The sequence below is a fragment of the Ruegeria sp. H3 genome, assembly GCF_056533095.1.
This window is the reverse complement of record NZ_JBQFOD010000001.1, coordinates 44331-67457: the sequence shown is the minus strand read 5'-3', so window position 1 is coordinate 67457 and position 23127 is coordinate 44331. Positions and strand designations below refer to the sequence as shown.

20 protein-coding genes are annotated in these 23127 nt (G+C 56.9%); 4 read left to right on the top strand and 16 right to left on the bottom strand.

Annotation, left to right across the window (positions count from 1 at the left end; all coding sequences use genetic code 11):
- Window positions 1-460: 460 nt before the first annotated feature.
- The 6 genes from ACR0JE_RS00330 to purC form a co-directional block, all read right to left on the bottom strand.
- On the bottom strand, window positions 461-1795 hold the full coding sequence (locus tag ACR0JE_RS00330; protein ID WP_480549335.1) for a sigma-54-dependent transcriptional regulator: 1335 nt from the start codon (window positions 1793-1795) through the stop codon (window positions 461-463).
- 11 nt (window positions 1796-1806) lie between these two features.
- The gene (locus ACR0JE_RS00325; protein WP_170536903.1) at window positions 1807-3585 is read right to left on the bottom strand and encodes an ATP-binding protein; all 1779 of its coding nucleotides are present in this window, start codon (window positions 3583-3585) and stop codon (window positions 1807-1809) included.
- Between the two features lie 36 nt (window positions 3586-3621).
- Window positions 3622-4290 (bottom strand): phosphoribosylformylglycinamidine synthase subunit PurQ, encoded by a 669-nt coding sequence (gene purQ, locus ACR0JE_RS00320; protein WP_353007408.1) that lies wholly within the window; start codon window positions 4288-4290, stop codon window positions 3622-3624.
- A 25-nt stretch (window positions 4291-4315) separates the two neighbouring features.
- On the bottom strand, window positions 4316-4546 hold the full coding sequence (gene purS, locus ACR0JE_RS00315; RefSeq protein ID WP_117872765.1) for a phosphoribosylformylglycinamidine synthase subunit PurS: 231 nt from the start codon (window positions 4544-4546) through the stop codon (window positions 4316-4318).
- 113 nt (window positions 4547-4659) lie between these two features.
- Entirely contained in the window at window positions 4660-5325 is a 666-nt protein-coding gene (locus ACR0JE_RS00310) for a MarC family protein (protein WP_480827390.1), read from the bottom strand.
- Window positions 5326-5467: 142 nt separating this feature from the next.
- Window positions 5468-6223: a phosphoribosylaminoimidazolesuccinocarboxamide synthase gene (purC, locus tag ACR0JE_RS00305; protein WP_480541761.1), complete on the bottom strand. Its 756-nt coding sequence runs from the start codon at window positions 6221-6223 to the stop codon at window positions 5468-5470.
- 186 nt (window positions 6224-6409) lie between these two features.
- Here purC and ACR0JE_RS00300 point away from each other — a divergent pair, with 186 nt between their 5' ends.
- Together ACR0JE_RS00300 and bmt are read left to right on the top strand one after the other, a co-directional pair.
- Window positions 6410-6730, top strand: a complete 321-nt coding sequence (locus tag ACR0JE_RS00300; protein WP_480498172.1) for a DUF1476 domain-containing protein — start codon at window positions 6410-6412, stop codon at window positions 6728-6730.
- A 124-nt stretch (window positions 6731-6854) separates the two neighbouring features.
- Window positions 6855-7868: a betaine--homocysteine S-methyltransferase gene (gene bmt / locus ACR0JE_RS00295; protein ID WP_480862202.1), complete on the top strand. Its 1014-nt coding sequence runs from the start codon at window positions 6855-6857 to the stop codon at window positions 7866-7868.
- A gap of 6 nt (window positions 7869-7874) precedes the next feature.
- On the opposite strand, the gene ACR0JE_RS00290 is transcribed toward bmt, so the two are convergent.
- From ACR0JE_RS00290 to ACR0JE_RS00245, 10 genes are all read right to left on the bottom strand, one after another.
- Window positions 7875-8651 carry an enoyl-CoA hydratase-related protein gene (locus ACR0JE_RS00290; RefSeq protein ID WP_480541619.1) on the bottom strand — a complete coding sequence of 259 codons (777 nt, stop codon included), beginning with the start codon at window positions 8649-8651 and terminating at the stop codon, window positions 7875-7877.
- Window positions 8652-8724: 73 nt separating this feature from the next.
- A complete protein-coding gene (locus ACR0JE_RS00285) occupies window positions 8725-9180 on the bottom strand; it encodes a cytochrome c-type biogenesis protein (protein ID WP_170536916.1) in 456 nt (151 codons plus the stop codon).
- Window positions 9177-11141, bottom strand: coding sequence for a heme lyase CcmF/NrfE family subunit (locus ACR0JE_RS00280; protein WP_480862200.1), 1965 nt, complete (start codon window positions 11139-11141; stop codon window positions 9177-9179). Before ACR0JE_RS00280 ends, ACR0JE_RS00285 begins: the two co-directional genes overlap by 4 nt.
- A 75-nt stretch (window positions 11142-11216) precedes the next feature.
- Window positions 11217-11795 (bottom strand): holin family protein, encoded by a 579-nt coding sequence (locus ACR0JE_RS00275; protein WP_480862198.1) that lies wholly within the window; start codon window positions 11793-11795, stop codon window positions 11217-11219.
- Window positions 11786-12397, bottom strand: a complete 612-nt coding sequence (locus ACR0JE_RS00270) for a holin-associated N-acetylmuramidase (protein WP_480827387.1) — start codon at window positions 12395-12397, stop codon at window positions 11786-11788. The genes ACR0JE_RS00275 and ACR0JE_RS00270 overlap by 10 nt, the downstream gene beginning before the upstream one ends.
- A 151-nt stretch (window positions 12398-12548) precedes the next feature.
- Window positions 12549-12995 carry a cytochrome c maturation protein CcmE gene (ccmE, locus tag ACR0JE_RS00265; protein ID WP_480549353.1) on the bottom strand — a complete coding sequence of 149 codons (447 nt, stop codon included), beginning with the start codon at window positions 12993-12995 and terminating at the stop codon, window positions 12549-12551.
- Window positions 12996-13002: 7 nt separating this feature from the next.
- Entirely contained in the window at window positions 13003-14031 is a 1029-nt protein-coding gene (gene argC / locus ACR0JE_RS00260; RefSeq protein WP_480549355.1) for an N-acetyl-gamma-glutamyl-phosphate reductase, read from the bottom strand.
- A gap of 94 nt (window positions 14032-14125) precedes the next feature.
- A complete protein-coding gene (locus ACR0JE_RS00255) occupies window positions 14126-14935 on the bottom strand; it encodes a glutamate racemase (protein ID WP_480541629.1) in 810 nt (269 codons plus the stop codon).
- Between the two features lie 8 nt (window positions 14936-14943).
- Window positions 14944-15822 carry a lysophospholipid acyltransferase family protein gene (locus tag ACR0JE_RS00250; RefSeq protein WP_170536929.1) on the bottom strand — a complete coding sequence of 293 codons (879 nt, stop codon included), beginning with the start codon at window positions 15820-15822 and terminating at the stop codon, window positions 14944-14946.
- A gap of 78 nt (window positions 15823-15900) precedes the next feature.
- Window positions 15901-19320, bottom strand: coding sequence for an indolepyruvate ferredoxin oxidoreductase family protein (locus tag ACR0JE_RS00245; RefSeq protein ID WP_480862196.1), 3420 nt, complete (start codon window positions 19318-19320; stop codon window positions 15901-15903).
- Window positions 19321-19489: 169 nt separating this feature from the next.
- On the opposite strand from ACR0JE_RS00245, the gene ACR0JE_RS00240 reads away from it, so the two are divergent.
- Together ACR0JE_RS00240 and ACR0JE_RS00235 are read left to right on the top strand one after the other, a co-directional pair.
- Complete coding sequence (locus ACR0JE_RS00240) at window positions 19490-20398, top strand: LysR family transcriptional regulator (RefSeq protein ID WP_480862194.1); 909 nt, start codon at window positions 19490-19492, stop codon at window positions 20396-20398.
- A 278-nt stretch (window positions 20399-20676) separates the two neighbouring features.
- Window positions 20677-22944 (top strand): mechanosensitive ion channel family protein, encoded by a 2268-nt coding sequence (locus ACR0JE_RS00235; RefSeq protein WP_480862192.1) that lies wholly within the window; start codon window positions 20677-20679, stop codon window positions 22942-22944.
- The last annotated feature ends 183 nt before the right edge of the window (window positions 22945-23127 follow it).

Genomic DNA, 23127 nt, shown 5'->3' with positions numbered 1-23127 from the left:
GGCGCATTTGGGAAGGTGTCTTGTCAGGGCGATATTAGACGGCGCGCGGCAGGGTCTGGCGCTCTGGCCCCCTGCCCGGTCTTTCAAACGTTGCGCGCGCGTCATCGCGGTTCTTCTCCGACAGACGCGGCTCACCGCTGCCTGCCCATTTATTCCTTTCGCCCGACGCATCGGGCTCAGGCACTCCACTGCCCCGGGGAAAGGGGCACAATCGGTCTGCTTTGCGATGAAAACCAACGTTCACCTTCGGCAAAACAGCGAAACTCAAAAAATCGGGACTTAAAGACACGAAAAAGGTCCGGCCCGTCCGGACACAATAAAAGCAGTCCTGTGGAAAACACAATGGGCAAACTGCATCCCGCCTGCCAACACAGCGCAGGATCCCCTTCATCTGGCCAAAAAATATCCCGGGGGTGAATTGAGCCAACGGCTCAAGAGGGGGCTGGCCCCCTCCCCTTGTTCACAAATAGTCCGACCGTTGAAGACCGTACTTGGCCATCTTCTCGTTCAACGTCCGGCGCGGCAGGCATAGCTCATCCATCACTGACGCGATCGATCCCTTGTGACGGCGCATCGTGTTGTCGATCAGCATCCGTTCGAACGCTTCGACGTATTCCTTCAAAGGCTTACCTTCGGTGGTCATCACCGGCTGCATTTCCTCGTGATCCGACATCAGCAATGACGCAATCGTCCCCGACCCGCGCCGCGATTGCAGCACAGCGCGTTCCGCGATGTTGATCAACTGACGCACATTGCCCGGCCACGGGGCCTGCAACAATTGTGCGGCTTCTTGCGCACTCACCTGCGGTGCCTCGCAGCCGTATTCCTCGGCAAACTGCTCGCTCAGGCGCGTGAACAGGGTCAGAATGTCTTCGCCCCGCTGCCGCAAAGGCGGCATGGTTATCCGTAGTGCCGCCAGACGGTAGAACAGATCGGGGCGCAGCACGTCCTCGCTGGTCTTTCCGGCCTCTTGCAGGTTGGAAATCGCAACGATGCGCGTTTCTGCCGGGGTGCCCTGTTCGTTCATCACGCTTAGCAAGCGCGCCTGTAGCGTGTCGCTCAGCGCTTCAACGTCTTCCAGAACCAGTGTTCCACCGCGCGCCTCTTCAATCGCGGGCAGTTGCGCGTCCTCGGGCATCATCGGGCCAAACAGACGTTTAGACAAAGCCTCTTCTTCCAGCGCTGCGCAGGAAACCAGAACGAACTTCTTGCCAGCTCGGCTGCCCACTGCATGCAGAGCATGCGCAACAAGGGTCTTCCCAGTCCCGGTTTCACCGTCAATTAGCACGTGGCCATCGGCTTGACCAAGGTCCAGTATATCCTCGCGCAAACGCTCCATCACAGGGCTAGCGCCAATCAGTTTGTTCATGATCTGGGTGCCACCCGATAGCTCTCGGCGCAGGGCCCGGTTGTCCAAGGTCAGACGGCGGGCATTGCTGGCCCGCTTCGCCAATTCCGACATACGATCCGGGTTAAAGGGCTTCTCAAGGAAATCAAACGCGCCAACGCGCATCGCTTCAACCGCCATAGGGACGTCGCCGTGACCGGTGATCATGATCACAGGCAGAGTGCTGTCCGCCCCCATCAGCTTTTTCAGCAATTGAATGCCATCCATGCCGGGCATCTTGATGTCCGAGATCACAATCCCCGGATATTCGGGGCCCAGAACTTTCAGCGCATCCTCAGCGCTGGCAAAGGTTTCGGTGTCATACCCCGACAATGCCAGCCATTGGCTGATTGACTGGCGCATGTCCTGTTCATCATCCACAATGGCGATCTTCATGGCTTGGGCCATAGTCTTCCCTTTTATTCTGCGGCCTCAAGGCCGTCGCTGCCCAAGATGGGCAATTGCATTTCAAACACCGCGCCGCCGTGCTGGCCGTTACGCGCAGTCAGCCGTCCGCCATGGTCGTTCACGATCCCGGACGAGATGGCAAGCCCCAGCCCGACGCCATCGCCGGGCTGTTTGGTGGTATAGAACGGCTCGAACAGGTTCTCGATGTCATCGATCCCATAGCCATTGTCGCGCACGGTTAGCACCGCCATATCTCCCGCGGCCAAGATGATTTCCACATCCGGCTCAGCTACCGACTTGGTGGCGTCCAGAGCATTGCGCAACAGGTTGACCATAACCTGTTCGATCCGCATCCGATCTCCGTTCACCAACACCGGCTCTTCGGGCAGAATCTGAGTGATCTTAACATGTCTTTGGCGCAATTGCGGCTCCATCATCGACAGCGACGAAGCCAGCGCTTCTCCAAGATTTACGGGCGAAAACGCATCCGCACCCTTGCGCGCATAGGATTTGAGCTGTCGGGTGATTGCGCCCATCCGCTCGATCAGACCATCGATGCGGCCAAAGCTGGCCAATGCCTCTTCGGGCCTGTTTCGGCGCAAAAGCAGCCGCGCACCCGCCAGATAGGTTTTCATTGCAGCCAAAGGTTGATTCAACTCGTGACTCACCGCTGCCGACATCTCTCCCAACGCCGCCAGTTTCGAACTTTGGGCAAGCGTCTGCTCGGCCAAATCCAGCGTCTTTTCAACCCGTTCCCGCTCAGCAATTTCCCGCTGCAGCCTTGTGTTCAATGCGCGAAGCTCTGCCGACTCGCGCTGGAACAGCGCCATCCGCAAGGTGGCGCGGCGGCTGAGTGCGTAGAAGGCCAGCGCCAGAAGAATCGCAAATCCCATGATCTCAAGCGCTAAAACGCTGTTCACCCGCTCGCGCACTGACTCGAATGTGGTGAAGGATGTCATTTGCCAGCCGCGAAACGGAATGCGTTTTTCCATCCGCATCACCGCCTCACCCTGAAGATAGGCATCCGGCGGCAGCGCGGTCCAATCTGTGGTCACGCGGATCGCGCGTTGAATAGCGCTGAGCGGCGGTTGGCGCAGCATCGCCGCCTCTTCATCCAACCCGCGCCATTGTGGTTCGGTCGACAGGATGATGTTGCCGGCGCTGTCAGTGACCAGCACCGCATGTGCAATCCGCGCCCAGGCGGTTTCGAACTTCTGCAGGTCGACCTCGACCACGATCACGCCGAGTATGTCCGAGTTTCCCTGGATACGGCGTGAATAGACAAAACTATAGCCACCGGCCTCTCGCGGGATGACCGAGAAAATCGTCGAATTTGACCGTATCGCATCCACAAAATAAGGCGCGTTGCGATGTGCCTCACCCAGACGGTTACGATCGGTTGCGGCAACAGACCGCCCATCGCTATCAAGAAGCATCAGCGACGCTGCACCAATCTCTTCGACAAATGAAATCAAACGCTGGGTCGACAGCGTATAGTCGCTGGAGCGCAGGGCAGAAATCAGCGTCGGATCGCGCGCCAACAATTGCGGCACAATGGCATTGCGGCGCAGCTCACTGACCAGGTTGCCCGAGTCGAGTGTCAGCCTGAGCTCGGCTCTATTGCGCGTATCTTGGGTAAAACGATCCGTCAGCAAACGGTTCGTCGTCCAGACCGTCACAACCGTGGCGGCCAATAGGACAAAAACGGCCAGTCGCAATCGCCAACCAAGCGGCGCGCCGCGAAAGGGTCGTAGAAGTTTGGACCAGCCAGTGCGAACCTCTGTACTCATCCCCAGAAGGTACGCGCGCTATGATCTGACCTCAAGTCACGCTGGCGACAGGACGCCCGACAATGCGCGGAACAATGCCGTACCGTCGGTGCCACCATGCCCCTGATCCGCGGCCCGTTCCGGATGCGGCATCATGCCGAGAACGCGACGATTTTCCGACAGGATGCCCGCGATATCCCCGACCGAGCCATTCGGATTCTCGGTATAGGTGAACGCAACGCGGTCCTGGTCCCGCAGCGTGGACAATGTATCGTCATCGGCGAAATAGTTGCCGTCATGATGGGCAATCGGGATTCCGATCACGTCACCTGCGTTGTAGCCTTCGGTAAAGGGGCTGCTGCTAGTTTCAACCTTCAGGCCCACGGTCTTGCAGATGTATTTCAGGCCCGCATTTCGCAGCAATGCGCCTGGAAGAATGCCGGTTTCGGTCAGGATCTGGAATCCATTGCAGACCCCCATTGCATACCCGCCGCGTTTGGTGTGATCGACCACCGCCTGACAGATCGGCGATTGGGCCGCGATCGCCCCACAGCGCAGATAGTCGCCATAGGAGAATCCGCCTGGAACACCGACGATATCAACGCCGTCAGGCAGCGTCGCATCCTTGTGCCAGACCATATCGACCTGAAAACCGGCTTGCTTGAAAGCCACGGCAAGATCCCGGTCGCAATTCGATCCGGGGAAGACGATAACGGCAGCGCGCATGGCAAACCCTCCTTATGGGCCTGGATCAGACCAGTTCGATCTCGTAACGCTCGATGACCGTATTGGCCAACAGCTTTTCACACATCTCGGTCACATCCGCCTCGGTCGCGCCGTCTGCAAGCTCCAGATCGATCACCTTGCCCTGCCGAACGCCTTCGACCTGATCAAAGCCCATGGCGCCTAGTGCGTGCCGTACCGCCTCACCCTGAGGGTCAAGCACCCCATTCTTGAGCATCACATGCACCCGTGCTTTCATTTTCGCAACTCCACCTGGGGCCGCAGGCCGGCCCTATTCCGTTGCGCGGGGGATAGCGTGGTTGGGTGCATTGAACAACCCTGTATGATCCGCAGTTTGCCGCAGGTGGTACCCTAGCCGTCACCCTTGGACAATGCAGGATAGTGCGCATCGATCGCATTGAATGTGCCGGTCAAAACCATTTCGACCGCAACGGCCATTAACAATATCGCCATGATACGGGTCACAACGTTGATCATCGTCTCGCCTACAAGGCGCGAGATTTGATCCGCGAACAACAATCCCAACCCGACTATTGCACAGGCAATCAATATCGCAGCACCCAGCGTCAGGATTTCCGTACCGTCAGACAGCTGATGCGAAAACACAATGGTAATTGCAATCGTGCCGGGCCCGATCGTCAAAGGGATCGCCAACGGAACAACAGCAAAGTTCAGCTTTCGTTGATGTCCGTCCGCTACGGCGGCCTGATCGCCAGGGGTGCGATCCTCGGCCTTCAGCATCGACATACCTATTCCGAAAATGATGATACCGCCCGCGATCCGGAAAGACGGCACATCTATGCCAAAAATCCCAAGGATTCTTTCGCCTGTCAGCACGGCGGCCAATGCGATTATCGTGACAGAAATTGCAACGACAATCGCAACATGACGACGTTCCGCTGCCGAACAGTTCTTGGTCATGCTGAGAAAGATCGGAATGTTATAGAGCGGGTTAAAAATTGCCAGCACGGCGGCCAAGAACTTCAGGAAAACTGCCTGATCAAACAATTCCGTCATGCGTTAGATCACCCCGATCGCAAGCTATTTGGCTGCTTAAATCCAAACATGATCAGGAACGCATAAGCTGTCAAACGTTCTGAAACAGAAAAAGCGCCGCTAAGGATAAGCGGCGCCTTCACGGAATTCAGACCAGTATCGCCTAGTTGATCAGCGTCGGCTTGGTCACGTTGCTTTGGGGCAGAACGCCCAGGCGACGCGCGACCTCGGAATAGGCATCTGTCAGATTGCCCAGATCGCGGCGGAAGACGTCTTTATCCAGTTTCTGGCCTGTTTCAATATCCCACAGGCGGCAGCTGTCGGGGCTGATCTCATCGGCGACGATCAATCGTTGATAGTCACCATCAAAGACGCGGCCGATTTCGATCTTGAAGTCGATCAGTCGAATGCCAACGGCCATCATGACGCCGCTCATGAAATCGTTCACGCGCAGGGCAAGGCTGAGGATATCGTCCATATCTTGCTGGCTGGCCCAGCCAAAGGCGGCAATGTGTTCCTCGGTAACCAAAGGATCACCCAGAGCATCGTCTTTGTAGCAATATTCGACAATCGGACGTGGCAGCTGCGTGCCTTCGGCGATGCCCAGACGCTTGGACATGGTCCCGGCCGCATAGTTGCGTACGATGATTTCCAGCGGCACGATTTCGCAATTGCGCACCAGCTGTTCCCGCATATTCAGGCGACGGATGAAATGGGTCGGCACACCGATCTGGTTCAGACCGTTCATGAAGAATTCAGACAGGCGGTTATTCAGAACGCCCTTACCGTCAATCACGTCCTTCTTCTCCGCGTTGAAAGCGGTGGCGTCATCCTTGAAATACTGCACGATTGTGCCCGGTTCAGGACCTTCATACAGAATCTTGGCTTTGCCTTCGTAGATTTTCTTGCGACGCGCCATAAGCGACCTTTCCAGTCTGAGCAGTGGGAATGAGTCCCGCTGGTTGGCGCCCTCATAGTCCATGCCCCCCTTCCCCGCAAGTTTGCAAGGCAGCGAGACTTTGACACAGCGCAAATCCCTTGCACCCGTGCTGCCGTATGGTCATATCATCAACAGAGTAATAGCAACCCAAGAGGTCCTTGTCTCATGACCACCTTTGACGAACGTGAAAATGCGTTTGAAACGAAATTTGCGCATGACGAAAAAATGCAGTTCATCGCCCGTATGCGCCGCAACCGGTTCATGGCTGTCTGGGCCTCGACCCTGAAAGGCGAAACCGTAGAACAGGCGCGCAAATATGGTCAGGAACTGGTTCAAACCGACCTGAAGCACGTCAACGAAGATGACGTCGTCAATGCGGTCAAAGGCTACTTGGGCGATCTTGCCGATGAAGCCAAAATTCGCGCGAAGATGGCGGAACTTCTGGTCGAAGCCAAAGAACAGGTTATGGCTGAGGCCGACATCTAAGTCTCTTTGCAGCACCGCTCATGATGTTCATGAGTATTATGAATTTGATTTGACGCCCCGGTCATGTGACACGGGGCGTCTGTTATTCATAATGGCGCTTTGCGCCAATTTTCGGGCTTTTCTCATGACAAATGCGCTCACCGACCTTCTAAACACCGCCGACATAATTCTGGCCGATGGTGCAACGGGGACCAACCTATTCAATATGGGTCTGCAATCGGGTGACGCGCCCGAGCTGTGGAACGTGGATTCGCCTGAAAAAATCAAGGCTTTGTATCAGGGCTGGGTCGATGCTGGCAGTGATCTGTTCCTGACCAACACATTCGGCGGAACAGCGGCGCGTTTGAAACTTCACGATGCGCAGAACCGCGTGACCGAGCTGAACCGGATCGGGGCCGAGCTTGGCCGCGAAGTGGCCGATGCATCCGGGCGCACCGTTATTGTAGCCGGTTCTGTCGGACCAACGGGCGAGATCATGGAACCGGTCGGCAGCCTGTCGCACGGTGACGCGGTCGAGATGTTTCACGAACAGGCCGCCGCTTTGAAAGAAGGCGGCGCAGACGTCTTGTGGGTCGAAACCATAAGCGCCCCCGAAGAATTCCGCGCGGCGGCCGAAGCGTTTGCTCTGGCCGATATGCCATGGTGCGGCACCATGAGCTTTGATACTGCAGGTCGCACGATGATGGGCGTAACCTCCGCCGATCTGGCGCAGTTGGTTGAAACTTTCGAGAACCCGCCACTGGCCTTTGGTGCCAATTGCGGCACCGGCTCTTCGGATATCATGCGCACCGTTCTAGGATTTGTCGCGCAAGGCACTCAGCGCCCGCTGGTGTCCAAAGGGAATGCAGGCATCCCAAAATATGTAGATGGCAGCATCAAGTATGACGGAACGCCTGATCTGATGGCCCAATATGCCGTCATGGCGCGGGATGCGGGCGCGAAGATCATCGGCGGTTGCTGTGGCACAATGCCCGCCCATGTAGAGAAAATGCGCGAGGCGTTGGATACGACCCCACGGGCCGAACGCCCGACGCTTGATCAGATCACCGATGCTTTGGGGCCATTTTCTTCGGCCTCGGACGGAACCGGAGAGGAAGCGGCCCCGGAACGACGCACGCGTCGGCGCCGCCGGGCCTGATTGCGCTCAGCGCCCCTCGAACTTGGCGGGGCGCTTCTCCAGAAAGGCCACGACACCTTCGGCAAAGTCACGCGAGCGCCCGCAGTCTCCCTGCAGGCTCGCCTCGGTCTTGAGCTGCTGGGTCAGCGTGTTTTCATATGTACCGCGCAGGGCCGTTTTTATGGCCGCGAAGCCAGCTGTTGGGCCATTCGCCAAATACTCGGCGCGCTTGCGCCAATGCGCGGCGAAATCGTCATCGGCGACCGCTTCCCAGATCAGGCCCCAGTCATCGGCCTGACGGGCACTGATCTTTTCGGCAAAAAGCGCTGCGCCCATGGCCTTGGCCAAACCCATCTGGCGCGGCATGAACCAGGTGCCACCAGCATCAGGCAACAGGCCGATCCGGGCAAAGGCCTGCAGGAAGTATGCGCTTTCACTTGCAATCACCACATCGGCGCATAAGGCAAGGTTCGCCCCTGCTCCCGCAGCCGCGCCGTTTACCGCTGCAATGGTTGGCACCGGGCAATCGTGGATCGCTTCGAGCATCGGCTCATATTCGTCGCGCAAGGACCGTTCCAGATCGATCTTGCCGGTTGATGAGGCATCGCCCAGATCCTGACCCGAGCAAAAGGCCGGTCCAGCCCCGGTCAGCACCACGCAGCGCGCATTGCGAGCGGCCTCTTTCATCGCATGGGTGATCTCTGCCCGCATCTGAGTGGTCAGTGCGTTCATTTTGTCCGGGCGGTTGAACGTCAGAACGGCCAGACCGTCAGTGATATCCAACAGGATCGTTTCGTAGTTCATATAAAGCCTCCCCTCGCGCCAGGTTTTGCGAACCCTGACCTATTCGAACAGCAAGGGAAAGTGGAACCGAACGTCAGCCGTCGAGAATCTTGCGCAGCCGTTCTTTTTCTTCATCGCTGAGCGTATCATCAGCCTCAACTGCTTGAGCCCTTGACCGGTTGCGGACAAACGCCCATCCCATGCCCGCTGCAGCCAACAACATGAACGGCCCTGCAAGCCACAGCATTAGGTTGGCGCCTGAAATCTGGGGCCGGAGAAGCACATATTCACCATATCGGTCGACGATAAAGGCCATCGCTTCTTCGTCACTATCCCCGGCAACCAGACGCTCGCGGACCAAAAGGCGCAGATCGCGAGCCAGATCCGCGTTGCTTTCATCAATGCTTTCGTTCCGGCAGACCAGACACCGCAGTTCGGCGCTCAGATCACGGGCCCGCTGCTCAAGCACCGGGTCATCCAGAACTTCATCAGGCTGCACAGCATATGCCGGAGCAACCCACAGCATTAGGATCAGGATCAGGCGTTTCATTCCGCAGGCACCCCGGATACAGGCGTCTTACGTGCGCCAGCAGCCACCCGGAAACGGCGATCACACAGGCTGAAAACACCGCCCAAGGCCATCAGGATACATCCCGCCCAAATCCAGTTGGCGAAAGGTTTGATATAGGTCCGCACGACCCAACCCCCATCGGCCTGTTGGTCCCCGATCACCACATAGAGGTCTCGCCAAATGCGATAGTCAATCGCAGCTTCGGTCGTGGGCATACGTGCAACGGGATAATCCCGCTTTTCAGGGTGAAGCATTCCCAAGGGCCGACCGTTTGTCTCGACCGAGATATCGGCCATGGTCGAGAAATAGTTGGGCCCCTGAACACGCCGCACATCTTCCAGCGTCAGGGTGAACTGTCCAACTTCAAAAGGTGCTCCGGGCTGAGCAACACGGATGTCTTCGATCTCCCACGCGGTCAGGCCAGCAATCGCAAAGATCGTGACACCCAAACCGGTATGGGCAATCGCCTTGCCCCAATCCGCACCGGGCAGGCGGAACAAGCGCCTGAGGCTGCCTTTTCGGCCCGTTCTGCTCCAAAGATCGATGATTGCGCCGCAGGTGATCCAGACCCCAAGAAACAGCCCCACAGGCCCCAGCGCACTGCGCCCCGTCTGCATGGCCCAAACCAAAAGCGCCACAGCCAGCGCCAGCAGAAACGCGTAGCGCAAAGACCATGCGGTTTTTCCAAGTCTGCCACGCTTCCACGGCAGCAATGCACCGATTGGCAGAACTAGCCCCAGCAGCACCATGAATGGCGTGAAGGCAAAGTTGAAAAATGGCGGCCCGACCGAAAGCGTCCGGTCAAACATCATCTCGGCCACCATCGGCCACATCGTTCCCACGAAGACCACGAAACAACTTACCGCCAGCAGGACATTATTCACGACCAGCGCGCTTTCGCGGCTGACGACGCCAAACACGCCCTTGGCCTCCATCGTCTGGGCGCGGGCCGCGAACAGGGTTAGCGCACCGCCGGTGAAAAAGACCAGAATCATCAGAATGAACACACCCCGTTCCGGGTCGGTGGCAAAGGCGTGGACCGATGTCAGAAGCCCCGAACGGACAATGAATGTTCCGATTAGCGAGAATCCAAAGGCGATGATCGCCAGAAGAATGGTCCAGCTTTTCAACGCTTCACGTTTTTCAACAACGATGGCCGAATGCAACAATGCTGCCGCCAGCAACCAGGGCATGAACGAGGCGTTTTCAACCGGGTCCCAGAACCAGAACCCGCCCCAGCCCAGCTCGTAATAGGCCCACCAGGATCCAAGTGCGATACCTATCGTCAGAAACACCCAGGCCGCCAGTGTCCAGGGCCGCACCCAACGACCCCAGGCCGCATCAACCCGACCTTCGATCAACGCTGCAACGGCAAAGCTGAACGACATGCTCAGGCCCACATATCCCAGATACAGAAACGGCGGGTGAAACGCCAAGCCGGGGTCCTGCAACAGCGGGTTTAGATCACGCCCATCAAATGGCGCAACTGCCAGCCGATCAAATGGGTTCGATGTAAACAGAATAAACGCAAAAAACGCTACGGCGACGGCCGATTGAACCGCCAGAACACGCGCTTTCAAGGTAGGTGGCAGCCCGCCGCCAAACAGCGCCGCCATGGCCCCGAACAAGGTCACGATCAGAACCCATAACAGCATCGATCCTTCGTGGTTGCCCCAGGTTCCGCTGATCTTGTAGATCATCGGTTTCGCCGAATGACTGTTTTCCACCACGATCCGAAGCGAGAAGTCCGAAGTCGTAAATGCCCAGACCAGCGCCCCAAAGGAAAACGCCGTCAGCAAAAATTGGGAGATCGCCGCAGGTTCGGCAAAGACCATCCATCCGGTCCAGCGTTTCGCGGCCCCGATCAGAGGGACCACGCTTTGAACGATGGCAATCATAAATGCGAGGATGAGGGCGAAGTGACCAAGCTCTGTAATCATGCCTCAGGATATACCGCCCAGCTACATGGTGCGCCAATAACTTTCGCCAAATTCTTCCGAACATAGTGTCGCGGCTCAGGCGTGCCTCAGCCGTTTCCATTCGGTCAAGGCCGGATTGTCATCCACTTGTGCGACCTCAATCTGCAAACCCGCATCCGGGCCCGGATCAGCAATGCCAGGGCTGTCACTGCGCATCTGAGCCAGGCTGCGCAAATTGGCCAGCACCTTGGGTGCACGCATCATCGTATCCGAAATCTCACGCTGCAACTCCTGTGCCTTGGCCTGATGGCGCGCGCCGAAATAGAACGAAACGATCACACCCAAAAGCCACCAAAGCGGTTCCGGCACCAGTGCAATGCCCTGCATACGGGCGGCAAACCACAAGGGATCGATCATCGCGGCCACAAACAAACCCAATGTCCCCAAAGCCAGCGCTGGGCGGGGTAAACGGTTCAAACCATCCATGAATCGGTCAAAACCGCCCTTACGCGGCCCCTGAAACTCGGCCCCGAACTGCGCCATCGCCAGGCTTTGAACCGTCAATGCCCGCTGCGCACCCTCTTCGGCGTTTTCCCGAAAAACCTCTGCCGTTTCACGCACAACATTGCGCCCGCCACCAAACAGAAAACCCAGAATGCCCGATATCAGCCCCATGCTGCGACCCTTTCCTCAAACTGCGCGTCGGTCAGGTGGTACTTCGAAGAAAGGAACTCCTCGGCGCGTTTGATCCACCCCCCTTTGCCTCCCGCACGGCCACGCGCATATTTGCGCGAGGCAGGCCTGCGATCGGCCAAGCGAAAATAGTAGTTCCGTCGCGCCACCCCATATGCATCGCGCAAGGCTACCTCCCCCGGCAGGGCCGCCTGCGCGCAGGCGCGAGTGGTCTGCGGCCCGATCACGCCGTCCACTGAGACGTCAAACCCCATCTCGCGCAGCAAACGCTGCAGGATTTTCACGGCCTGGCTGCCCGCATTGACATACATGTCAAAAACCGACGCGTGCAGCACCACGGGCAACGCTGAAATCCGAGGTTTTTCAAAGTAATGCCGCACAAAAATGTCAATCGCCTGCCGCTTGCTCAGCGCGCGCACATCGCTCGTGTCAATGTGCCCGTCACCCGTCAGATCAAGTCCCAACCGCCGCATGGTGTAGATGGTCACACCAAAATTCGTAGCACCACCTGGATCATCCGGATCATCCACAAATCCACCTTCGCGCGCCACAATCTCTGTCGCTATATCCCGAACCGTCTGCATGTCGTCCCCCGAATGCTCTGTCAGGTGAAACGGTCCATCAGTAAGCTTAATATCCTCAAACAACACAGGGCGCTGCCCGCCCTTCGCGCGCAACGCCCCTTGTTCTTCTGTTCAAAAATACCTCCGCCGGGGGCACGCAGCAGCGCTGCGTTTAGCCTTCGCTTGGCTCTTGATAAACGCCTTGTTCTTTCAGCGCGTCCATCACCTCTTTCGGCATATAGGTCTCGTCATGTTTGGCCAGGATTTCAGTCGCTTCAAACACACCGTTCACGTAACGCCCGGTCCCGACCATGCCCTGGTTTTCCGAAAACAGATCGGGCAATACACCGGTAAAGGCCACCGGCACGCTTTCGCCACCATCGGTCACGACAAAACGAACAGTCTCGCCCTGCCCACGCTGGATCGAGCCTTCCGCGACCAGGCCGCCAATCCGGAAAACTTCCGTAGGCTCGGGCGGCTCGGCAATCACTTCGCTGGGGGATCGGAAGAAATTGATCCCATCCTGCAAGGCCCACCCAATCAACGCCGTTGAGGCCGCCAAAGCAACCACCGCGACCAGAATAACCTGTATCCGACGACGTTTCTTGAGCGATTTCATACCGTCCTCACGGGAAAAGCGGGGCCATCATCAGGCCTTTGGTTTCGTCCTCACCTAACATCAGATTGGCGTTCTGCAAGGCCTGACCGCTGCTACCTTTTGTCAGGTTATCCAGTGCCGCAACCACGATCGCGCGCCGCTCGATCCGATCCGCCACCACGCCGATATGGCAGAAATTCGAACCGCGCACATGGTGGGTCGATGGGGCCTCGCCCATTGGCAGCACTTCGATGAAGGGCTCGTCCGCATAGGCCTTCACAAGCGTTTCATAGACGCTTTGCGGATCGCCCTTTAGGTAGCTGGTCGCAAGAATACCTCGGTTGGCCGGGATCAGGTGGGGTGTAAATTGTATATGCACGGTCCGGCCAGCAAGTCTGGAAAACTCCTGATCGAACTCCCCCAGATGCCGATGCGTGCCTCCGATAGCATAGGCATTTGCACCCTCGCTCAACTCCGCATGCAATAGGTTTTCCTTGAGCGAGCGCCCTGCCCCCGACACCGCGCATTTCAGGTCCAGAACGATATCGTCCAGATCAATCACTTCGGCGCTGATCAGCGGCCGCAGCACATATTGCCCGGTTGCCGCGTTGCAACCCGTGCCAGCGACCAGCCGCGCAGTGCGGATGTCGTCCCGGTAGAACTCGGTCAGACCATAAACAGCCTCTTCCTGCTGCTCCAAAGCACTGTGCGGGTTACCGTACCATTTCTCATACTCATCCGGGTCCTGCAGCCGGAAATCTGCAGACAAGTCGATGATCTTCAGGTTTTTTGGCAGATCCCGGATCACCTCCTGACTGGTCTTATGTGGCAAGGCGCAGAAACACAGATCAATCTGCGAGAAATCGATTTCCGAGATTTTGCACAGATCCGGCAGGTCCATATGGCGCAGATGCGGAAAAACCTGCGCCATAGACAGCCCGGCTTTGCGCTCGGCGGCCAGGGCAACGATGTCCATATTCGGGTGCTCGGCAATCAGCCGCACCAGTTCAGCGCCAGTATAGCCCGAGGCGCCCAGAATTGCGATTTTATGGGTCATATCAGACCTCTTCTTTACATGTGTCACGAGATGTGACCGCCGATGTGACGGTCTTTATATTCAGAATTTCGAAAAGGATGCGCCTTGACCTAAGTCAGGCCGCCTCGAACGTGATTTGTCGTCGGAGGAATTGTGTGGCCCGGTCGCTGACAAACCCGGGCTTACCCGTGGTCAGGAACCCGCCGCCGCCCTCGCCCAGCATATTGGGGTGGCGCTGCAGATAGTCCGCCAGGCTTTCGGCAACCAGATCACCCTGGCTGAACACCTGTACCTCCGGGCCCAAAGCCGCCTGAAAGGTTTGGGCCATAAGCGGATAATGTGTACAGCCCAGAATAGCGGCCTGAGGCTCTGGCATTTTCCGTTTCAGAGCGTCCACGTGGCTGCGCACCAGCGCTTCGGCCAGGATCATATCGCCATCTTCGATGGCGTCGACCACACCGCCGCAGGCCTGTGCTTCGACATCGACACCAATCGCGCGGAACGCCAGTTCCCGCTGAAAGGCCCGACTGGAGACGGTGGCAGGTGTGGCAAACAGCGCCACATGCTTAACCGCCACTTCCCGCGGGGGTGAGTTGTCGCCCCATTGCCGTTCTGTCAACGCCTCGATCAGGGGCACAAAGACGCCCAGAACCCGCTTGCCCTCGGGCACACCGGCCTCCTGCATCCGCCGCAGCGCCGCCGCACTTGCGGTATTGCAGGCCAGAATCACCAGATTGCAGCCGCGATCCCACAGATCGTGCACCGCCTTACGGGTCAACTCATAGATATCGTCGGAATCGCGCACGCCATAAGGCGCATGCGCACTGTCCGCATAATACAGGAAATCAACGTCCGGCAGGTGTTTCTGCGCGGCGTTCAAGACGGTCAGACCGCCCAAACCGGAATCAAAGATGCCTACTGCCATTTGCCCCTTCAGGCGCGATGCCGTTCCTCGAATTCATAGCCGTAGTCATAAGACTTCAACGGCTTCGGAGACAGCTCATACGTGGCTTTGCGCAGGAAATCCATCATCTTGCGCGTATCCTTGCCAAGCGGGTCTAGAACATCACGCCCGATGGGTTCGCCAATTACCACTTTTACCGGGGTATCGACGCGTTTCTTGAACTCTTTGATCAAAAGCCCCATGCGCAACGTGTTGTGTAAATGGCTGGCGATCTGGAACAGGCGCGAGGTGTGGCCGTCAAAGAACACCGGCACCACGGTCGCATTTGATTTGGCCACCATCCGCGCGGTGAACCCGCGCCAGCCCGGATCCATCGGATAGGCAAACGGGTTGACTGCCGTGCTTACCGTCCCGCCCGGGAAAATGCCAATCGCCCCGCCATCGCTCAGATAGTTCAGCGCGGTTTTTCGGGTTTCTAGGTTCAGCTTCATCGCCTCTTTCGTCTCATCGAATGAGATCGGCAGGATAATGCGGTTCAGCTCTTCGGCTTTGCGAAACACCCGATGCGCTAGGATGCGAAAATCGCCGCGCATCTCGGACAGCATGTGCCCCATCATCAATCCGTCTAGGATGCCATAGGGATGGTTTGCAATCAGGATCAGTGGACCGTCTTTGGGGATGTTCGACAACGCCCCACCAACAACATCCAAGGTCAGACCGTAGCGTTCAACCATAACGGCCCAGAAGTCACGCCCGCTGGCGACGTCTTTTTCGTACCCATCCGCACGTTTGATCAGGCGGATCCGACCAGTTGTGTTTTCCATAAGCTTGATAACCATCCGGCCACCCTTGGTTTCGGCAGAATGGGCATAGGAAATGTCACGAACAGCATGACGGCGCGAGGGCATCTAAGATCTCCGGTATTTCGCCTGCATTATAAATTAAGCGACACTTTTGCCTAGCTCTTGTGACAGATTTGTGACGCCTCATTCCGCCGCAGCGCGCAATTCGGGGCCTCCGCTGCGGATGCTTGCCAGCAATTCTTCGCGTCGTTTTGCAGCTTTGGCCTCATTTTCCAGCAAAACAGGGCCGAAACCTCGGATTTCCAGCGGTAAATGCGCCAAGGCTGCAATGGCGTCGTGCGTGTCCTGCGATAGCAGAGGCAGAACCTGTTTCATGTCACTTTCATATTGCTTGATCAGCGCACGCTCCATCCGTCGTTCAGCGGTATAGCCAAAGATATCCAGCGGCGTGCCGCGCAGCGTTTTCATCCGGGCCAACAATTTCAGTGGCCCCATCATCCATTCGCCAAAGGCACGTTTGCGGGGTCTGCCATTGCCATCCACCCCGCCCAGGATCGGAGGCGCCAGGTGGAAGGTCATTTTGAAATCGCCGTCAAACTCTGCCATGGCCTTGTCGCGACTGCTCAGCAACAACCGTGCAACTTCATATTCATCCTTGTAGGACAACAGCTTATGATAGCCTTTCGCCACGGCTTCACGCACCGTTTCATCCTGAATGTCATCGACCAGCTTACGGTAGCGTTTGCCCAGACGGGCCGATTGGTAATCGGTCAGATGCTGGGCCCTGAAATCGATCATTTGATCCAGAGTCTTTGGCAACTCAGCAACAGACGGTGCCAGCACCGCCTGTGCCTCTGCCGGAAACAGAACCGCCCATCGGCCAAAATCAAAAGCGCGTTTGTTGCGTTCAACCGCGGTGCCGTTCAGTTCGATCGCAGCCATAATGGCCGAATGGCTGACGGGCAAGATGCCCCGCTGCCAAGCGGCCCCGAACACCATCATGTTTGAGTAAATCGAGTCCCCCATAACGGTTTTTGCCAGATCGGTCGCGTCAAACAGGCTCACCCCATCCTTAAGACGTGCCTGCAACGCCATTTCCAATTGATCGCTGGGGATACGGAACTCGGTATCGCGGGTGAAATCACCTGTCACCGTTTCGTGGTTGTTCACCACGGCGCCGGTTTGCCCTGCCCGTGTCAGGCCCAGCGTCTTGGCCCCGGCAGAGACAACCAGATCGCCGCCAATCAGCGCATGCGCCTCGCCCGTGGCCACACGAATGGCACTGATATCCTCGGGCCTGTTGGCCAGACGGCAATGGATATGCACAGCGCCGCCTTTCTGGGCGAGCCCTGCCATCTCCATCATGCCGGCGCCTTTGCCGTCGATTTGCGCAGCCTGCGCCAAAACGGCCCCAAGCGTGACAACACCCGTGCCGCCAACACCAGTGATGACGACGTTATGGGTCCCGTTGATTTCGGGCAGCTTCGGCATTGGCAGATCGGGTAGATCAAGCTGCTTCGTTGCTTCTTTCCGGATTTTCGCACCTTCCAGCGTGACGAAAGACGGGCAGAACCCGTTCAAACACGAGAAGTCCTTGTTACAGCTGGATTGGTCAATCGCACGTTTGCGGCCCAATTCGGTCTCTTTCGGCACGATCGAGACGCAGTTGGATTGCACCCCGCAATCACCGCAACCCTCGCAGATATCGGTGTTAATGAACACGCGTTTATCCGGGTCCGGAAACTCGCCGCGCTTCCGCCTGCGACGTTTCTCGGCAGCACAGGTCTGCACGTAGACGATGACGGAGACACCTTCTATCTCGCGAAAACGGTCTTGAACCTTCATCAACTCTGCGCGTTCAAAGCTTTCCACGCCCGCAGGCAACGCGCTCAGGTTCACGTCTTCCTTTTCATCATAGACAAGTGCGACATGCTGAACGCCCATGGCCTTTACCTCGGCCACGATCCGCTCGGCGGTCAGATCACCCTCGTTCCCCTGCCCACCGGTCATGGCGACCGCGTCGTTGAACAGGATCTTGAATGTCATGTTCGTCCCCGCCGACAGCGCCGCGCGGATCGCCTGGACGCCCGAATGGTTATACGTTCCGTCGCCCAGGTTCTGAAACACGTGTTCGGTGGTCGAAAACGGTGCTTCACCGATCCAGTTCGCGCCCTCGCCCCCCATTTGGGTGAAACCAGTCGTCTCGCGATCCATCCACTGCACCATGTAATGGCAACCGATGCCGGCATAAGCCCGGCTGCCCTCAGGTACTTTGGTCGAGCTATTATGCGGGCAGCCCGAACAGAAATACGGCAGACGTGTTGCGATTTCTTGTGCGTTGTCCGCTCGGCGCGCCTCGGACAGTTTTGATAGACCGGCACGCACCCCGTCTGTGTCGCGGCCTTCTTCGATCAAAATCTCGCCCAGCTTCTCGGCAATCATGATCGGATCAAGCGCATCGCGGGTCGGGAACAATTCTTCCCGATGCAGCGCGCCCGCACCGCCTTTGTACCAGCCATAAACCCGGCGACCGCGACGGTCGTCAAAGATGGCCTCTTTAACCTGAACCTCGATCAGTTTTCGTTTTTCTTCAACGATCACAATCAGGTCCAGCCCCTCTGCCCATTCATGGAAACTGGTCATATCCAGTGGGAAGGTTTGACCGATTTTGTAGGTCGTAATGCCCAGACGCTCCGCTTCTGCTTCATCGATACTCAACAGCGACAGCGCATGGGTCAGGTCCAGCCAGTTTTTGCCTGCCGCGACGAATCCGACCTTGGCACCGGGTTTACCCCAGACCCGTTTGTCCAGCTTGTTGGCCCTGCAGAACATTTCAGCCGCAAAGCGTTTGTAATCAATGACCCGTGCCTCTTGCAGATGCGGTGTATCGCCCAGCCTGATGTTCAACCCACCCTCGGGCATGTCAAAATCAGGCATGACCAGTTGCATCCGATCCGGCCTGCCATCCACAACCGAGGTGACCTCAATCGTGTCTTTCATGGTCTTCAACCCGACCCAGACACCCGCAAAACGGCTAAGCGCAAAGCCATAGATGCCGTAGTCCAGAATTTCCTGAACGCCCGCCGGGCTGACCACCGGCATATACATATCGACCAGCGACCATTCCGATTGGTGCAACACGGTCGAGCTTTCGCCCGTGTGGTCATCACCCATGGCCATCAGAACGCCACCATGCTGCGCTGTGCCCGCCATATTCGCGTGGCGCATCACGTCGCCGGACCGGTCAACGCCCGGACCCTTGCCATACCAAAGGCCAAAAACCCCATCGTATTTGCCATCACCACGCAGACCTGCCTGCTGACTGCCCCAGAGCGCAGTCGCGGCCAGATCCTCGTTCAATCCGAATTGAAAAGTCACATCGCTCTGGGTCAGGTAATTTTGCGCGCGCATCATCTGCTGATCGACCGCCCCGAGCGGCGAGCCACGATACCCGGTCACCAGACCTGCTGTATTTAAGCCCGTTTGCTGATCGCGCGCCTTCTGCATCAACATCAGCCGCACAAGCGCCTGCGTCCCGTTCAAAAGAACAGGTGATTTCTCAAGATCAAACCGGTCATTCAGCGAAATCTGTGGCTGACTCATCAGACGTCTCCCTTCGTCAGATCAGTGTGCTTTATCTTCGCGCATATTAGGTCACAATTGCTGACCTGTATAGAGTTTATCCACTGAAACCTAAGCATTTCGTGGTTTGTTTGTGGAACTTGTTACCTATTTCATATAGGTCTTCCCGAGGATAACGAAAGTTGCGGCGATGGATTGGGACAAGCTTAGAATATTTCACGCAGTTGCGGACGCGGGCAGCCTGACCCATGCAGGCGACAAGCTCAATTTGTCTCAATCCGCCGTGAGCCGCCAAATCCGCGCTTTGGAAGAATCACTCGACGCGACCCTTTTTCACCGCCATGCTCGCGGCTTGATCCTGACCGAACAGGGTGAGTTGCTGTTTGACGCCACCTCGGCCATGTCCAAACGACTTGATACAGCAGCTGCCCGTATCCGCGACAGCGAAGAAGAAGTTTTTGGCGTTTTACGCGTCACCACGACCTTTGGCTTTGGCACATTGTGGCTCGCCCCGCGCCTACCCAAGCTTTATGAGGAATATCCCGATCTGAACATCGACCTGATGTTGGAAGAACGTGTGCTGGACTTGCCCATGCGCGAAGCAGACGTGGCCATTCGCATGAAAGAGCCCAGCCAAGCTGATTTGGTACGCAAACGCCTTATGACCGTTCAGATGATGCTGTATGCAACGCAGGAATACATCGAAACGCATGGCGGGATGTTGAATACGCTTGAGGACATCAAGGATCATCGCCTGATCTGTCAAACACCCGCAGCCCCTCAGGTGGGCGCAAGTGCCTCGATGGTGCGGCACCTGATGACCTACAATCCGGGGTCACTTTTGACGGTGAACAACTATTTTGGGGTGCTTCAGGGCGTTTTGCACAATCTGGGAATTGGTGTTCTACCTGACTACGTGACCCAGGACTTCCCGCATTTGCTGCCGGTTCTTTCCGATATCGAAACTGCCGATGTCCCCGTCTATTTGGCATATCCGGAAGAATTGCGTCACTCCAAACGTGTCGCAGCCTTCCGTGATTTCGTTCAAGATGAGATCATTGAACAGCGTAAGCAAATGAAAAGAATGGGTAAACTTTAGATATGCACTGACAGCATATCGGACATGACCAATCTACACGCTGTTATTCCTTGAACGTTCACAAACTGCCACCTAAATGAACTCTCGAAGGCGGTGATGCTGAAACGCTCATCATCTTCATACCTCCCTGTTGGACTACGGCCGAGCTTAGTGCTCGGCCTTTTTTTTGGTTTTCCGACATTTGCATCCCTCAAGGCGCGAATAAGTCTGGGAAAACAGGCGGGTGCGCCTTAAGATCACTAAAAAATGATCGAATTTCTAAGATCGAGGGAAAATTCATGCTCCACCCACTCCGCCTGATTTTGGCGCTAGTATCTGTCATGTTCCTGACCCTGCCGCTTCATGCACAGGTACCAGGGACCACTTCGAGCGAAACGTCGACCAGCGTGACAATCCCGGAAGACCTTACACCGGAACAAGTGGATGATCTCGTTGCACGCATGTCAGATGACCAGGTCCGCTCGATTCTGTTGGAGCGTCTGGACGCGGTGGCCGAGAAAAACGCAGCCGCTGCAGAGGATCGCGAGGATCCAATTACCGAGCTTAATGAAGTCTGGACCGAAATGGTCACCTCTTGGACACATGTCATAACCACCGTCCCCAATCTCTTCAGCGCGCAAGCGACCGCCATCAAGAATTTTGTGGCCACTTTCACTTCATACGGTGCATTGGTCTTGATGGGGTTGGTTGCCAGCGTTCTGGTTGTGGGCTTGATCGCCGAAAAACTGTTCGAGATCCTGACACGCCGCTGGCATGTTCAAACCGAGGCTGAATCCGAAGGTGATCTTTGGGGCGCCGTCCGATATCTTTTCGGTCGCTTCTGTCGCGAGATCGCTGGACTTGTGGTGTTTTATGTGGTCATCCGTGCGGTTGGGCGTGGGCTTCTGACACCTGAGCAAATCACTTACGCGGCGCCGTTTGTGTTCTACTTGATCTGGGTACCGCGGCTTGGTGCGGCCGCCTCGCGCTTTGTTCTGGCCCCGAACAAACCGCATTACCGTCTGGTCAACATCGAAGATCACTGGGCAAAGTACCTGCATCGCAACCTGATCGGGCTGCTGATCCTGATCGGTTTCACTCTGTTCCTGCTGCATTTTAACCGGCTGAACGGGATCACGGGTGATGAAACGCGTATCGGTTTCTGGCTGAACGCAGGTATTCACATTTATATTGGCCTGATCGCATGGAAAGCGCGCGAAGGTCTGTCGCAGATGATGCTGGGAACTGACCCGGACCACACCAGGTTCGACGAGGAAGTAGCAAAATACTACCCCTACTTCGCCGTTGCGGTCTCGGCTGCGACCTGGCTGCTGGTCGAATTTCTGGTGGCGCAGCGCAATCCCGCATCGCTGGCTCTGCTGGTTCAGGGGGCGCATTTCACGACCATGTTCTGGTTGTTGATCGCTCCGGCTCTCGACACATTGATCAGGGGTTTGGTCCGCCACCTTCAACCACCAATGCTAGGCGATGGACCTGTAGCGGAACAGGCGTATAAATCCACAAAGCGCAGCTACATTCGGATTGGCCGCGTTGTGGCGGTAATATTCGTAATCCTGATGATTGCCCGCGCCTGGAACCTGAACCTCAGCGAAATCGCTGGTGGCAGTGGGGAAGAAGGCAGTCGTGTCATCCAATTCTTCATTATCGCCGCAGTAGGTTACATCTTGAATGAGGTTGTCTCGCTTTGGATCAACCGCCGCTTGGCGAAAGAGATGACCGCATCCGAGCAGAGCCCTGATGAAGAGGCCGGCGAAGGTGGCGGCGCGGGCGGCTCTCGTTTGGCAACTGTTCTGCCGCTGCTGCGCGTGACGGCACAGGTTGCGATTGCAGTCATCTTCGCCCTTCTGGCCCTCGGGGCCCTTGGGCTGGATATCACACCGCTTCTGGCCGGTGCTGGTATCCTGGGCCTCGCCATCGGTTTCGGCGCGCAGAAGTTGGTTTCCGACATCGTCGGTGGGATTTTCTTCCTGATCGACGACGCTTTTCGTGTGGGTGAGTATGTCGATGTTGGTGGCACCACGGGTACGGTCGAGAAAATCTCGATCCGCTCGATGCAGTTGCGCCACCACCGTGGGCCAGTGCACACCATTCCTTATGGTGAGATTCAGAAACTAACCAATTACAGCCGCGACTGGGTCATCATGAAGCTGAAATTCACCGTGCCGTTCGATACGGACCCCAACAAGGTCAAGAAGATCTTCAAAAAGATCGGTGCCGAGATGATGGAAGACGAGACCCACAAGGATGGTTTCCTGCAACCATTCAAGTCGCAAGGTGTGTTCGATTTTGACGATGTGGGAATGATCATCCGCGGCAAATTCATGGCCAAACCGGGCAAGCAGTTCACACTGCGCAAGGAAATCTTCAACCGGGTCAAGGCGTCGTTCAAGGAAAACGGTATCGACTTTGCCCGCCGCGAGGTGCGCGTTGCGATCCCCGGGCTGGATGACAATGATGACCTGTCTGGCGAGCAAAAGACTGCTATTGGCGCAGCGGCAGGAGCTGTTGCTCAGCAGGCCCAGCAACAGAAAGATCAGCCCAAATAAGCGGCGGATCATTCCGTGATTCAAAGATCAAATTCAGGGTCGCCATGAGGCGGCCCCTGTTTTCTTCAGACATCGCATACACACTCAAAATCCTGTCTCAATTGACAGAGCCGCCTTTCCTCTTCCCCCCGGCGGCTGCTTCCCCTAAAAGGCGCCAGACATTGCCATCTCGGGGACGGATAC